Below are 13,502 nucleotides of genomic sequence, written 5' to 3' on the forward strand. Positions count from 1 at the left end.
TCTGCTAATCCCTCTCAAGGCGGGCCTGTAGCTCAACTGGTTAGAGCAGAGCGCTCATAACGCTTTGGTTGCGGGTTCAAGTCCTGCCGGGCCTACCATTTCCCCATCGGCGACTGAAATGTCGTCTAAGGCCTTGAACGAAAAGGCTACTTTTGGGGTTCTAAGTCCGCTTTCGCGGTAGAACGTGAGGGGTTCGACAAACGTCAATCTTTGCACGGTGATCTTAGTCCGATAGTCTCCATTTTTCCAATCATTCCAAGGGCTTCGGAGAAAGCTCAACGCGAGTTCTAACGTTTCGTCGAAACCCATGACCGGCTCATTCATCTTCGTGAGTCTATCGAGCAGCTCAGCACGCTCGATCTCGTATGCCTCCAGCTTCCGTTGATAGGCTCTAATGGCATTTTGGCTTTCCATCTCTACCATCTGGTCAATCGAGCTTTCGATACGGGTTTCGACCGCCAATATTTGTTGCTTGCAAGCCTTTCGATCTTTCTCCACCTCGTCAGCTTTTTGATCCCAAGCCTTCCTAAGAAGTTTCTCAGCAATCCCACAGGTAGTCCTGGAGGGAGTCAGCTTGCGCAACAGTTCACTGAACTGCTCTTCAATGATCGCACGTCTAATCGTTTTTCCGTAGTATTTACATCCCTTGAAGTAGCAGTGAAAATACGGATGATACTTACCAGTTTTGCTCTTCGCGCTATATCCAGTTAGGGGTCTCGAACAGCCCTCGCAAAAGATGAACCCGCGCAGCGGGAAATCTCTGTTTATGTCTTTGCGAGCTGCTCCATTGGAATGTTCATCTCGCATTCTCAAAATTTTCTTATGAGTCTCCATAGATATAATTGGATCGTGGTTCCCACGCATAAATGGAATATCCCAATCGAGCTTGGAATAGTATCCTGTGTAGAATGGATTCACCAAAAGGGCCTGAACGTTACTGCGCGTAAATTTCTTTCCCCGCTTCATACGAAACGGACCTGCCGAGTTCAAGAACCGAGTAACCTCTGCTTGCGACCGGAACCTGCCGTTCGCGAAGCCTTCAAGCGCCTGCTTAATGATCATTGCTTTATCTTGATGTAAAACGATGATTTTTCCTGATCCTTTCCGTAGCTCGAAGCGATAGCCCTGTGGAGGGCGAAAGGGCCAAAAGCCATTTCGTAGCCGCGCTCGCATTCTATGAAGCGTCTGTAATGCATTTTTTTGACGATGATGCTGGGAGACAGATGCCATCATGTTTTCAACCAGCATTGCATCCGGATCATCACCGAATTCTATCGACGGACTTTTCAAAACACCGCCAGCAGCGCTGATGCTGGCTCGCAACGTGATGTGAGCCTCAAGTCCCCGAGCCAACCTAGAGATGCCATCAATTATTACTGCTGTTTCACCATTGCCTCTCAAAGAAATCTCTTCGAGCATTTTCGTCATACCAGGGCGATCAGCACTCCCTCCTGAGATATCATCGTTGAAGACCTTAATTACGTCATACCCTTTTGACCTAGCAAACTCACGGCACCTCGTAGCTTGGCTAACTAGCCCATGACCTTGCACGGTTTGCTTATGTGAAGACACCCGGCAATAAATCACTGCACCAGTGATATCGTTCTTTTTGATATTTTTCATATTGCCTATTCCCCACTATTCTGCCGCATACATGTAATCGGCACTACCAACCTCTTGGCTTTCACTTCCACTTTGATTAACTGGATGCACACCGTATCCAATTTCTACAAACGCGGTAATTACCGCCCAAAGACTGTCGAGAAACTCACGTTTGGCTTCATCTGATATCGAACTTTCTTCAAGCAGCGAATCGAATAAATCGACATCTATTTCCAATCTGCGTGCTTGAGCGGAAATATTGATTTTGGGTAAATTCTGTTCTGGCACAACGGGCCTCCTACGTTAACGCTTCTTGGCTGCCCACATACTGGAGCGACCCTCTGCATCCGAGTTAGAACTCTCAAACACCCTGAATCAACCCTTTGTTTTCATAAGCTAAACCAGCTAAGACCCTCAAAAGGAACATGTCACGAGTCATCACAGGCTGACAAATTCGCAAGCTCCTGAAAAGGCTAAGACGTCGATTTTATTTGTCACCAATCGTGACATTCGACTGTGCTAAAACACAGCCAAAGGAAAATGTGTTACTTCGGGTATTAGCACACAACGCCGTCAGAATTTGGCTCATACCTGTTCAAAACTGCTCACCCTTCGCAAATTAACCCGTAGAATCAGTTTGGACCAACGGCGAGGTTGGCGCGGTCAGGTATACACAAGCGTATCTTCGGTCCGTCGCCGCAGAATGACATACCCGCCGGCCGGGTGACGGGCCGGAACCTGTATCAGCTCACCCCCTGGTCTTCGGATCGGCCTTTTTTGCCTGATCGTCACCACAACATATTGCGCACCCGTCACTCCTTCCCACAAGAGAACGAAGGGTGTATATCGGACCCACAACGACGATGGGAAATCCGATGTAGAAGGAATCTACGAGGTCATGAGCCAGTATCAGAAAATCGAGGCGGAAGGCACATCGAGGCCGTTATCGATCGCCAGCCCGGAATTACAGACAGATCTGACGGATGTAATCGAAGCCGGTCAGATCCCGATCAAGTATATCAACCGATATCACACAGACTATGATGTGCGATGTGCATTCTGCGACAATCACACCCCGCACCGGCGCGGTTTCACTGCCGAGATGAAAGATGGCAGAATTGCTCTTTGCGGTATTGATTGCGGCCGGAAATACTTCGGCATCGAGGTTGCCAAGAACTTCGAGAGGGTTCTGAAGCGGACCGAGGATGACGCGAACCAAGATGCTATCCTGGCAGCCGCTATGGAAGACCTTCCGAAGCTTCTGGAAGAAGTCAGAAGACGATGTATTCCACTTGAGTGTCAATGAGCGTTCAAAACTGACCCGGTTTCAGCATTTGATTTTGACCCGCCTATTGGGAGGCAAAGCCCTCAGGCGGGCCGCCCTCATATAGCGAGTCCGTCTGTGGGCTTTGCTTGCGGTGCGGTTATTCTTCTCTGCGGCTTTTGCTCTGCGCGAAGCGGTATGAGGTGTTGCCGGTCTCGATGATGGCACAGTGGTGCGTGACGCGATCCAAGAGCGCGGTTGTCATCTTGGCATCCACTGCCCGGCAGTCGCTGCTTGCAGCGATGAGAGGGGCCGAAGACAGCGACCCATTCCCCGAACTCCAGATTGGTGGTGATGATGACGCTGGTTTTCTCGTAGAGCTTGCTGATCAGGTGGAACAGCAGTGCGCCGCCGGATTTCGGGAAGGGGATGTAGCCCAACTCGTCGATGATGGCGCAATCCAGGGCCGACAGTTGCCGGATGATCTTCCCGGCGTTGCCATCGGCCTGTTCCTTGATCCACTGCCCGGCAGTGCATGTTTACATGCATGAGAGGGAGGGCATTGATCAGATCGACGGCGTTGAAGAAGCGGGCCTTTTTGCCGTTGTTGATCAAGGCGGTTCCAAGCGCGATGGCGATGTGGGTTTTGCCTGTTCCGGTTCCACCCACCAGGATGAGGTTGTGTGCCTCTTCGGTAAACTGGCCCGAGCAGAAGGGCTCGATCCGGGCCTTGGTGACGGCTGCCGCGCCGTAATCGAAGGTGGCGAAGTCCTTGTGATGCGGGAACTTCGCGATGCGCATTTGATACTGGCCTCTCGGCGATGCAAAGCATCGCCTGTCAGCTAATAGATGGAGCGCACCCGGCGCTCTACAGTTTCTGCGTCGATCAGTTGCTTTATCGCTGTGGTCAGACTGGGCGGCTTGCGCGCGGACAGCAAATCATGTGCGCAAGCTGCCATTCCATGCAGCCTCAGGGCGGTCAGTTGATCAATGAGAGCGTTCATATGACGGCCCCCTCTGCCGAGCACAGCGTTTCATAGCGCTTACAATCGGCCTCCGGGCGCAGGGTCAGCTGTGGATAGACGTATGTTTCGCTCAAGGAGGTGATGACCGGCTCGACCAGCTGGTTAATCAGGTTGATGATGGCGGGCAGGCGCAGGGTGTTTTGCTCCACCGCCAGATCACACGCAATCTCGACGACCTCGATCCGGTGATCCTGGGCCAGCAGAAGCAGATCGACAAACTCCCGATCCCCACCTTTGCCGGCCATGTAATGTTCCCTGATCCGATGCATGGCATCGGGCAGTTGCCAGTCCACGAAGGGTGCCCCGTTGCGCAAGGCGCCGGGTTTGCGATCCAGCAGAGGAACGTAATGCCACGGTTCAAAGTAGCTGACGTTGCGGGTAAAGCGGCGCCTGTGTTCGGCAATGACATCCTGGCCTGACACCAGCACGATCCGGCCCGCATAGGCGCGCAAGGAGACATGCTGGCCTGCAAACCGGGACGGCACGCTGTAGCGATTGCTGGCATATTGAACCAGGCAGGTGGAGCGGACACGCACCGTCTTCTCCACATAGCCATCAAAAGCCCGCCCCAGGGGGCGCAGCCCGGCGCGTTCATCTTCAAAAACCTCTGCAACCGTGCGGGTCGAATGTTCAGGATGAGCGCGATTTGCCAGCTCCTCGCAGCGCAGGCGCAACCAGTCGTTCAGCCCATCCAGATCATCGAAGGCTGGCATTGGGGCAAACAACCGGCCTCGCAAAAACTGGACCTGGTTCTCGACCTGACCCTTCTCCCAGCCCGACGCGGGGGGCAGGGCCGTCCAGAAGGGCGCCATTGGTTCAAGCCCAATGGACGGCGGCTCCATGACATAGTGGTTCATCAACGCGAGGAACCGCGGATGGAATATCCGATCCTTCGAGCGGGAGACATAGGTCACCATCGTTTTGGGATTGTCGATGATCCCGGGGCTCCGCCCGTTCACATCTCAAACCGTCCCCCGGACGGTTTGCCACCTTCGGTGGGTCGATAATCCCGGGGCTCCGCCCGTTCACATCTCAAACCGTCCCCCGGACGGTTTGCCACCTTCGGTGGGTCGATGTTCACCCCGTCGCGGGACCCCGCCGTAGAAGGACAACGCCCGCACAAAGGCATCCAGCACCATCTCTTGGGCTTCGCCGGGATAGGCGACGACAAAGGGCTTGCGACTATGGCACAGGCGGAAGTGGGCAACCTTCACCGATCGCTCGACACCGCCCAGGACAACCCGTTCCTCGCTCCAGTCAAATTGCAGCGCGTCACCTGCCGCAAAATAAAGCGGGATAAAAGCCTCGCCCGAACCGGCACCGGCCTGCTTCAGATCGCGGACAAATCGCTGAACCGGCGAATAGGAACCAGGATAACCTTCCGAGACAAGCTGCTCGTAAAGCCTCACGGCCGTTCGCCGTTCCCGGCGTGGTCGCTTCTGGTCCTGCTCGAACAGCTCCTGAAGCCGAAGATCAAACCCGTTGCACAGTTTGTGCCGAACCGGCGGGGCTTGGCGCTGGTAGCTCGGCGGGCTCTCATCCTTCAGATACTTCTTGATCGTGTTGCGCGATAATCCCGTCGCCCGCGCAACAGACCGGATACTGCGCCCTTCAACCAGCACCCACAGACGGATCTTCGATACACTTTCCATCAATAACACCTGCTCTTCCCTCCGCACTTGAAGCGCCGATGTTAACGAAACAGGTGGGTCAATTTTACTCGCTCATAACCCACCTAAGTGGGGCAATTTCGCATGCCGATTCACAAACAACGCCCGTCGCCAGTTCAACGCGCGGCGTGCAAAAGTGCAGCTCGACATTTCCCTCGTGGACATGGCGCACCCAAAGGCAGTCGTATTGATCCGCCTCAAGCCCCGCAAAGGCCAGAGCCTCAAATTGCTCAATGACCTCTTGTTGGGCGTCCTCGCTGGGCTGATCGCTATCCGCAAAGTTGATCACGCCAGCGGTGTAGCTCCACTTGTTCGCGCTGGCGTCGATCAAATCGCGCGTCCGTTCGGGATTGCCGTGCAGCACTTCAGGCAGCGGGTCGCGGAGTTTGGTTTGCGGCTGGCCGTGCTCGTCGCGGATCAGGTTGCGGTTTTCGTCGTAGGCCAAAACCTCGCGGGCGGTCAGGTAGTCAACGGGGGCCGCACCACCGCTGGTGCCAGAGGAAAAGAACGAGATTATCACGGCTGGCCATCGCTGTTCTGGCCGATGATCTGCGCAAGTTGGCGCTCAATCGCGACAAGCCGCACGCTGACCTTGAGGGCGTCGATGTGGCTCGCGCGGCCAGATTTGACGGCCCCGTTGATCCAGCATGCCAGTTGGTTGAGGTTGCCGCCTACACGGGCAACGGCCAAGGTCAGCGATGGGTCAACGCGCGGCAAGGGCTTGCGCCGCCGCGCTTGGACCAGCCCCAAGGCCTCACGCATCAGCGTGGCATTGGGCAGTCCAGCCGCGTCCGCCTCGGCTACAAGCGCGGCCTTCTCCGCAACGGTGCATCGAAAGATCACAGTCTCGGAAAGGCCTTCTTTGACGCGCTCCTCGCGCGTCTGGTTGGAGTTTGAAGGGGAGGCACGCCGCCCCTCACAAGTCCCGCCGATGTAATCGGTGGGTAACCTTGCTGTTTGCTCTGTCGTCGGATCGGGTGCGGTCATGATCCGAGGCCAGCGGCTTGGATTTGGGCTTGCGTCACCAGCTTTGCGGCAAGCAACGCAGCGACCTGCGGGGCCGTGATGTGTTTGCACATCGGGCTGCGATCACTGATCCAGCACGCCAGCCGTTTGTGGTGATCGGCTTGCAACGCCGCCGTCTTCTCTCGGTCTTCCGCCTGCTTCTCAACATAGGCCTGCCAGCGCTGCGACTGGAACCAGTTGTCGGAAAAGCAGACCTTGGAGCGGGTGAACCCTGCGCTTTCGGTCGCGTAGGCTTGGACTGCCTGCAACAAGTCTTCAGGCGAGATCCCTTCCTTCATGGCCTCTTCGATCCGGGCAAGACAGGCCGCTTTGTTGCGCAGTCGGTCGAGCGGATAAGCCGCCAAAATTTTCTCAGCCTCCCCCGCCTCGCACTCGCGCGAAGGAGGTTCTTTCTTAGGTTCAATGGTAAGGTTCCTGTCCCGATTTGAGACTACCCCCGTCTCACCGTTGGGACTTTTCCCCCGCTTTTTTGAGACGTTTCCCCCCGTCTCATTTTGAGACTCAACCCCGTTGGGACCGCCGCCGCTCTTCGGGCGGGCGCTTGGGCCAAGGGTTATATCAAGGTGCAACTCATATTGGTTGGACCCGCGCCCGCCATCGCCATCACCACGGGCATGGCGCGTGACAAGGCCGCATTCTTCCAGCGTCGTCATGTGTCGGAACAGCGTTGCGCGGCCCATTTCGCATTCGTCCGCCAACCGCTGTGCGCTTGGGTTACACTGGCCGGATTCCTTATTGTGAAAATCCGCGAGCCTGAATCAGTACAATCTTGGCAGCTGGTTTCAACCCTTTGACATTCGCGGCCCAGATCAACGCCATGCCGCTCATGGCTTTGAGCTACCGAACGATTGCGATAAAAGGTTCGTCACTTGCCGAATTATCGCAATGAAATCAAAGGCCGCGTTTTTGCGGTTCGTCAGGCTAACTTGTTGCTTTCGTGATTTTGTGCTCTGCCTGCCGGGCCTACCATATTTTTCAGCGAGCCGACTGAGACCGCCGATGTCCGAAACTGGTGGGGTGAGCCACGTTTCGGTTGCCGAACCTTCGTCTCGTTCCTCAGGGGCGGGAACTTGGTCCGGTCAGCAAGCCGTGTATGTTAAACTCCAAGGGCATCAGGGGCGCGGTGTTCATTTACGGCATTCCCTGACACGGGCCTTTGGTGCGCGAACGCCGGCGTCAAATCCGCCATATTTGCCGGTCAAGACAAAACCCAGCAATATCAATGAAGGATAGTGGTGCGGTCGGAGAGACTCGAACTCTTGCCCAGCGCAGACCAAATCGTTCAATAACAATGCGTTACCGCCGTTTATTTCCAGCGATGTTAACACACGGCGTTACTGTACGTCAAGGATGCGTCCTAGCTTTGTCCGCACAGGTGTTCACGGTCTTCTGGTCGCAATCAGTGCTTGTTTGATATTAACGCCTGTGTTCATGCCAGTGACCTGATGTAGCAGAATTCTCAGGGGAAAATATCGTCTCATTCGGATTGACAAAGCAAATTAAGCCAATATCCATATAGTCGTTCAGGAAAGCTCTTTGCCAACCCAGCGGATTGATTGGACGATCAACGATTATTGCCTGTTCAGGCTCACTCCCAGTTTCTAGCTCCAAACGAAAAGCATATTCCTTTACTTGTCCGACCGCTGATCTCATGCGTTGCGGCAGAGAACGCTGAGAGACTGTCTTTACCTCAAAAATTGCTGTCTCTTGCGGCGACCATGACACGAATAGGTCTACTGAATTTGGATCGACTTTGACCTCAGCCCCTTGAGCCAGAAACCGTTCAGCGTAATGTAGCACTAATTCGTCGTGCAAAACCGTCTTTGCATGCCTCTTGATAGCCCCAGCTTTCACCCTTGCCGCCAACTCGTCCATGTTTTGTGAAAGGTTTGGGGCATCATTCTTGAAAAGTTTGTCTTTGTCGAAAATTGCCAGCCTGATTGGACCAGTAAAGAGTGGGCGCTCATCGTCGTCACTCTCATCAAGTTCCGCCGGGCTGGTTACAGTGCCAAGTGGGAGGGCCAATGCCTCAAAAGATACATCATAACTGCCGAAATGGGAAAACCAAGTCAGTCGGCTTGCCGCATCATGGCCTTTGGGAAACCAGAAACTCTGCGGCTCGGACTGGTCAATACATAGCTCTCGTAACGAGGGAGCAATCGTTTTTGCGTACTTTGTCAATCTGACAAATGAGCTGCCATCCGTCTCAAAAAGTCCTGTTACTGCTACGAGCTTGAACCAGTCTTGGATGTTTCGCCGCAACCTGCCATCATGGTGAAGTGTAGTGATGTCAGAGTTGCTTTTACGGACAGATTGAATATCTACGACCGCTATCTGCCAATCTGCATTAGTCTTGCATGGTACGAGAATTGCACGACATTCATCAGCGGAAATGCTCGGGTCGTCTCCTGACTCCATCAGTCCCAGCAGAGTTTGAAGAATTAAGAGACCGGGCTTTACCAAGACGCCAGAGTTAGAATGTAGCTCAATCAGGCTGTCTGGTACAGCTTGCCCATTGGCCTCTAATATTGCCTTTAATGCAGGTGAGCGATCATGTTTTTGTCCGTTAGGATATTGGTATCGCAGGACTTGCATCGCCATCATTTGGCCGAACGGCAATTCGCCCGCAATGAAGGCCTTTGATACCTCTGTCAGCCGCAATTCGCCACTTAGCTTGGTGGAAACGATAAGGCCCAATTCAGAGAGGATTTGTTGGTAATCGCGCCAAGCATCTGCTTTTCCATTCCTTTGGTTCGAGGTCAGCAAATCGGCCCTCACCATCAGGTCGGTTATCCTAGGTCCAACTCTTGATTGCCCCTGAAAAGGGAAGGCGCATACCAACATGCCACGAATCGTTTCTTCGTCAAAGCCAGCGGCATGTTGCGACAGGCTCCAAGCATATCCGGGATGCGGAAGTGGCCTAACTATCATGTTAAGAAAGAACCTTTGCGATCTCCTTAGCGACAGCTTTTGCCATCAGTGGCGGAACCGCGTTGCCGACCTGCCGATACGCGGCTGTCGGCCCTCCGCAAAAGACCCACCAGTCTGGGAAAGACTGCAACCTTGCGGCTTCTCGAACAGTAATGTGCCGATGTTCAGTAGGGTGGATGAAGGGGCGTCCACCACCTGCGCCCGATCCAACAAGAACTGTCCCAGATGGTCGCCCAGCATGGATACGGTCTGTATGGTCCTTGCGATCCCGACCGCCTTGATCAACTAGGCTGTACCGATCCCTGACCCGCTTACAGTGCTTGCGGAGGATATGGTTAGGCACTCCTTCAACATTTTGCAGAGCTTGAGAAGCGGTTCGGTAAGGCTCGATCCCCTCAAGCGCGTCTTTACCGTGGGTCGGAACAGGCCAGTTGAAAGCGTTGGCAGACTCCAAGTCTTTGAAGCCTATCAGCAAGACCCTCTGCCGAAACTGAGGAACGCCAAAATCAACCGCGTTCAACTTCCCAATTTTTAGGTGAAATCCAGTCTCTACCTTGAAGCAGTCAACGAGTTGCGCCCAATCTGCACCCTTGTTCAGAGTCATAATCCCTGGAACATTCTCAAACAGGAAGGCGCGTGGTGCCAATTCTCGAATAAAGCGGGCATAGTCAAAAACGAGTTGACCTCGTGGGTCTTCGGTAGAGCCGCGAGAGCCAAGGATGCTAAATGACTGGCAAGGTGGCCCGCCGATAACAATGTCCATATCGCAACCTGTAACGTCAGTAACGTGCGAACCAGTGAGGCTTGAGATGTCATGTGGCTCAACAACATGCTTCCCGCCGCCAAGGTTGGCCGCCAGCGTGTCGCAGTAGTACGGAACAACATCGCTAGAGAAGGACGGGGAAAAACCAGCAAGAGAGAAGCCAAGGTCCAAGCCACCACCGCCACAAAAAACGGACGCGTAGTTGAGGCCAAGTTTCTTGGTAGGCAGCTTCTGTTGCCCAAGAAGGTGCAGATACTCGTTCTCAACTTCTCTCAGACTAACTGCCTTGTTCATGCCATGCTCCGCTCAACTGGTCGCGTCTCAGATCTCGCGACTTCTGATAATTCTCAGTGTTTTTGGTTTATATTGAATAAATCGGCAATCGTGTACAGTCGAGACCTATCTTGTATTCAACTCCCTAACGCGATCAACATGTGGTTTTTGGGTTGGAGACTGAACGGTTAAGTTCGATTGCAAAGCGAGATATTTTGGGGTCAGATTTCTGAAACCCCTTATCACTATGTCGCGGTCTGCGATTTCCCCCTACGCCGTACACGGGTCACGACAGACCAAGGCGCAGGGCAGTTGAGCGCGGGGCGGGTCATTCATCCAACCACAGGCAAAGGCGGGGATGGATCGAATGGAGGGGGCGGGGGTGAGTGGTGTTTCTCAATAGGGCTTGGTCGTATGGTACGTCTCATCTCCCCTTACTTTTTGTCTCAATAGAATTGGTGTTGATGTTTTGGGGCGATCCAGCTATCAAGTCTTAGAACCTATTGGGACGGAAATAGACGCCATGACACACCACACCCCCATGACCATCGGATACGCCCGCACTTCGACACTGGACCAGAAGGCCGGACTGGACGCCCAGCGCCGTGACCTTGAAAAGCTGGGCTGTGAGCGGTTGTTCATAGAGCAAGTATCGTCAGTCGATGTGAAAGAACGCCACAAGCTGGCCGAGGCGCTGGCCTTCATGCGGGCCGGTGATACCTTGGTCGTCACCCGAATGGACCGCCTAGCCCGCTCGACACAGCACCTCCTGACGATCCTTGACGAGATCAAGGCGAAGGGTGGCCACCTGCGCATCCTTGATCCTGACCTCAACACCGGGACAGCGGCGGGGGAGTTGATCCTGACGATCATGGGCGGCATCGCACAGTTTGAGCGGTCCATCATGTTGGAGCGCCAGCGGGAAGGCATCGCGAAGGCCAAGGCTGACGGGAAATACAAGGGGCGCAAGCCCACGGCACGGGCCAAGAGTGACGAGGTGGTCCGGTTGAGCGCCGCTGGCATGGGCGCGACCGCGATTGCCAAAGAGCTGGGCATCGGGCGGGCATCGGTCTACCGGATATTGGCGACCAAAGACGCCGCATGATGTTGGTTCTGGGCTGTGTCTCCGATCTGGGGGTGGTGGGTCTGATTGTTCCGCTGCGGACCCAAGGTCTGACCTTGAGAGAGATTGCACCGTCCTTGAATAAGTCCGGTGTACCAACGGCACGGGGCGGGCAGTGGCAAGCGTCACAGGTCCAGCGCGTGTTGCAGCGGTTGGACGCCACGGGGGCGCGTTAGAGGCCCGTTCTGCGCTGTGCGGGGTCGTGTCTGCCATCTGTTTTGCTGAGATGCCGCTGATAGTGAGCAAGCAGCGCCCTTGAGCCGTTCGCTCGTCGTTCGGACCTGCGCTTTTCCTCAATATACTTTGAATGTCGCCCTACTTGGAGAACCCTTTCGGTTTTCCGGCTGGCGCTTCAATCGCTCAGGCTGCCCAGAACCGGGCGGGTCTTCGGGCTGACTTTGAAGGTGGCCCATGAATGGAGAACCCTTTTCAGTTTTCCCTCGCCGTCACCCGCCAAGTTTCCGCTTGGACGGGCGGACCCCTCACGCCCCTCAGGGCCGTACTCATATCTCAGGAACAATTCCCATGAAACACTCCAACACCATGGCTTTCGCCAAAGCCCACGCTGACCAGATTATCGCTGATCGTTTTGGTCGCGTATACGGCATTTTCACTCTTGAACAATATCTCGACCACCTCGACCACCGCACCACTGACCACCTAACAATCGGGCAGGCTAGGCATGTTCACCTGACCACCGGCAAACAAAGACGCGGTGCGCGGTTCACCTTTGACGCTGGTAGCTTGATCATCGAAATCCCTGTCAAAGATCGACGGGCAGGCAAGATTGTCGGGGTGAAAACCGAATTTGAGACCTTCCTGAATGTCACCGAACGCTTTGCAGATGGTGCATGGATCATCGGATACAAGGGCAAAGACAGGTCACGTCCTCAGGTGCTGACCAAGCTGGCTCAGGGTGGCCCGCGCACAGGTGCCAGTCAGATTGCCGTTGCCCGCGTGGTTGTCGGCGCTGGCAAGTATCAGGAAGCGCGAATTGTGGACGGCAATCCCTTCAACCTGCGCCATGCCAACGTATCGTTAGTCGGCAATCCAGTGACCGCAGAAGGAAGGGTCGGGACCGCACGAGCCGATACATTGACCGAGCTTAGGCGTGTCCGGCGCAATCGCACCGCCGTTGCTCAGCTCAAGCAGCAAGGGCGCGGCGAATGAACGCGATGGCCGAAATTGCCAGAGAGGGTGCGGGCAACTGCGCCCTCTCAATTCACCCTGAATGTCCACGCTGCGGTATCACGTTTCAGCGCAAGCGAAAGAACCAGCGATACTGCGCTACCGCATGTCAGAAAGCAGCGTCCCGCAACGTTGCCCGTGGCCCTCGCAATGCAACTGACAATTTAGATGTGCGGGCAGAGAAACGTAGGCAACGGGCGACACTCGCTTGGATGAATGAGACCTACTATGGCACACCGCCGCAGGAACGCTTGGGGTTGCTCAAAACTTGGCTGGATATGGCCCGCGATGGCAGCGTTCAGTTGAGGGCTGTCATGTCCCGGCCCGATTTTTACAATCCAAGGCCGGACAAGAGGCTCTGCTTTCGATCCAGCCGCGCATATCCCCCTGTGCCATACCTTGCGAACCAGTTCTGTAAACGCTTGCTCTGGTGTCGTGTTTGGGAGTGGGTGAATGGCCGAGCAGATGAACCCCCAACGGGCGAAGTCTTGACCGGCGGCACAAGCTTCCCCTCCACCGTGGGGTGAGCTGGCCCACGCAAGTAACGGAACGAAGACAATCCACCCTCCACCAGTATATATAAGTTTACGTTTGGGGGGGCATGGGCCGACTTTGCGCGGTTGTCTAGGGGTGTGTC

At 54.9% G+C, this 13,502-nt stretch carries 12 protein-coding genes, 1 tRNA gene and 2 pseudogenes; 5 read left to right on the forward strand and 10 right to left on the reverse strand.

What is annotated here, in order from left to right; translation table 11 throughout:
• The first annotated feature begins 21 nt into the window (after positions 1-21).
• Positions 22-98, forward strand: a tRNA-Ile gene (locus tag AC0L7P_RS16475).
• Here the strand turns inward: AC0L7P_RS16475 and AC0L7P_RS16480 are convergent.
• Positions 55-1,623, reverse strand: coding sequence for a recombinase family protein (locus AC0L7P_RS16480; RefSeq protein ID WP_473435486.1), 1,569 nt, complete (start codon positions 1,621-1,623; stop codon positions 55-57). The genes AC0L7P_RS16475 and AC0L7P_RS16480 overlap by 44 nt on opposite strands.
• Before the next feature lie 15 nt (positions 1,624-1,638).
• Positions 1,639-1,890, reverse strand: a complete 252-nt coding sequence (locus tag AC0L7P_RS16485) for a hypothetical protein (RefSeq protein WP_473433704.1) — start codon at positions 1,888-1,890, stop codon at positions 1,639-1,641.
• A 610-nt stretch (positions 1,891-2,500) separates the two neighbouring features.
• Between AC0L7P_RS16485 and AC0L7P_RS16490 the strand changes: the two genes are divergently transcribed.
• The gene (locus AC0L7P_RS16490) at positions 2,501-2,908 is read left to right on the forward strand and encodes a hypothetical protein (protein ID WP_473433705.1); all 408 of its coding nucleotides are present in this window, start codon (positions 2,501-2,503) and stop codon (positions 2,906-2,908) included.
• A 118-nt stretch (positions 2,909-3,026) separates the two neighbouring features.
• On the opposite strand, the pseudogene AC0L7P_RS16495 reads toward AC0L7P_RS16490, so the two are convergent.
• The 8 genes and pseudogenes from AC0L7P_RS16495 to AC0L7P_RS16530 form a co-directional block, all read right to left on the reverse strand.
• Positions 3,027-3,870 (reverse strand): annotated as a pseudogene (locus AC0L7P_RS16495) (ATP-binding protein).
• A complete protein-coding gene (locus tag AC0L7P_RS16500) occupies positions 3,867-4,850 on the reverse strand; it encodes a Mu transposase domain-containing protein (protein WP_473432711.1) in 984 nt (327 codons plus the stop codon). Before AC0L7P_RS16500 ends, AC0L7P_RS16495 begins: the two are co-directional and overlap by 4 nt.
• 123 nt (positions 4,851-4,973) lie before the next feature.
• Positions 4,974-5,543 (reverse strand): annotated as a pseudogene (gene istA / locus AC0L7P_RS16505) (IS21 family transposase); the annotation flags it as partial.
• Positions 5,544-5,607: 64 nt separating this feature from the next.
• The gene (locus tag AC0L7P_RS16510; RefSeq protein ID WP_473433706.1) at positions 5,608-6,081 is read right to left on the reverse strand and encodes a hypothetical protein; all 474 of its coding nucleotides are present in this window, start codon (positions 6,079-6,081) and stop codon (positions 5,608-5,610) included.
• Entirely contained in the window at positions 6,078-6,548 is a 471-nt protein-coding gene (locus AC0L7P_RS16515) for a plasmid mobilization protein (protein WP_473433707.1), read from the reverse strand. The genes AC0L7P_RS16510 and AC0L7P_RS16515 overlap by 4 nt, the downstream gene beginning before the upstream one ends.
• Entirely contained in the window at positions 6,545-7,267 is a 723-nt protein-coding gene (locus tag AC0L7P_RS16520) for a hypothetical protein (protein WP_473435487.1), read from the reverse strand. The genes AC0L7P_RS16515 and AC0L7P_RS16520 overlap by 4 nt, the downstream gene beginning before the upstream one ends.
• A gap of 736 nt (positions 7,268-8,003) precedes the next feature.
• A complete protein-coding gene (locus AC0L7P_RS16525; RefSeq protein WP_473433708.1) occupies positions 8,004-9,368 on the reverse strand; it encodes a hypothetical protein in 1,365 nt (454 codons plus the stop codon).
• Between the two features lie 151 nt (positions 9,369-9,519).
• Positions 9,520-10,575 (reverse strand): DNA cytosine methyltransferase, encoded by a 1,056-nt coding sequence (locus tag AC0L7P_RS16530; RefSeq protein WP_473433709.1) that lies wholly within the window; start codon positions 10,573-10,575, stop codon positions 9,520-9,522.
• 520 nt (positions 10,576-11,095) lie between these two features.
• On the opposite strand from AC0L7P_RS16530, the gene AC0L7P_RS16535 reads away from it, so the two are divergent.
• The 3 genes from AC0L7P_RS16535 (at position 11,096) to AC0L7P_RS16545 (ending at position 12,847) form a co-directional block, all read left to right on the forward strand.
• Entirely contained in the window at positions 11,096-11,659 is a 564-nt protein-coding gene (locus AC0L7P_RS16535) for a recombinase family protein (protein WP_473435488.1), read from the forward strand.
• The gene (locus tag AC0L7P_RS16540) at positions 11,659-11,853 is read left to right on the forward strand and encodes a recombinase family protein (RefSeq protein ID WP_473435489.1); all 195 of its coding nucleotides are present in this window, start codon (positions 11,659-11,661) and stop codon (positions 11,851-11,853) included. The genes AC0L7P_RS16535 and AC0L7P_RS16540 overlap by 1 nt, the downstream gene beginning before the upstream one ends.
• Before the next feature lie 349 nt (positions 11,854-12,202).
• A complete protein-coding gene (locus AC0L7P_RS16545; RefSeq protein ID WP_473433710.1) occupies positions 12,203-12,847 on the forward strand; it encodes a hypothetical protein in 645 nt (214 codons plus the stop codon).
• Positions 12,848-13,502: the final 655 nt, after the last annotated feature.

It is taken from the genome of Oceaniglobus sp. K40-3 (assembly GCF_055808395.1).

Coding starts and splice junctions, on each gene's coding strand:
- AC0L7P_RS16545 (WP_473433710.1), top strand. CDS start 12,203: ATGAAACACTCCAACACCATGGCTTTCGCCAAAGCCCACGCTGACCAG.
- AC0L7P_RS16490 (WP_473433705.1), top strand. CDS start 2,501: ATGAGCCAGTATCAGAAAATCGAGGCGGAAGGCACATCGAGGCCGTTA.
- AC0L7P_RS16530 (WP_473433709.1), bottom strand. CDS start 10,575: ATGAACAAGGCAGTTAGTCTGAGAGAAGTTGAGAACGAGTATCTGCAC.
- AC0L7P_RS16525 (WP_473433708.1), bottom strand. CDS start 9,368: ATGGTGAGGGCCGATTTGCTGACCTCGAACCAAAGGAATGGAAAAGCA.
- AC0L7P_RS16480 (WP_473435486.1), bottom strand. CDS start 1,623: ATGAAAAATATCAAAAAGAACGATATCACTGGTGCAGTGATTTATTGC.
- AC0L7P_RS16540 (WP_473435489.1), top strand. CDS start 11,659: ATGTTGGTTCTGGGCTGTGTCTCCGATCTGGGGGTGGTGGGTCTGATT.
- AC0L7P_RS16515 (WP_473433707.1), bottom strand. CDS start 6,548: ATGACCGCACCCGATCCGACGACAGAGCAAACAGCAAGGTTACCCACC.
- AC0L7P_RS16520 (WP_473435487.1), bottom strand. CDS start 7,267: ATGGGCCGCGCAACGCTGTTCCGACACATGACGACGCTGGAAGAATGC.
- AC0L7P_RS16535 (WP_473435488.1), top strand. CDS start 11,096: ATGACCATCGGATACGCCCGCACTTCGACACTGGACCAGAAGGCCGGA.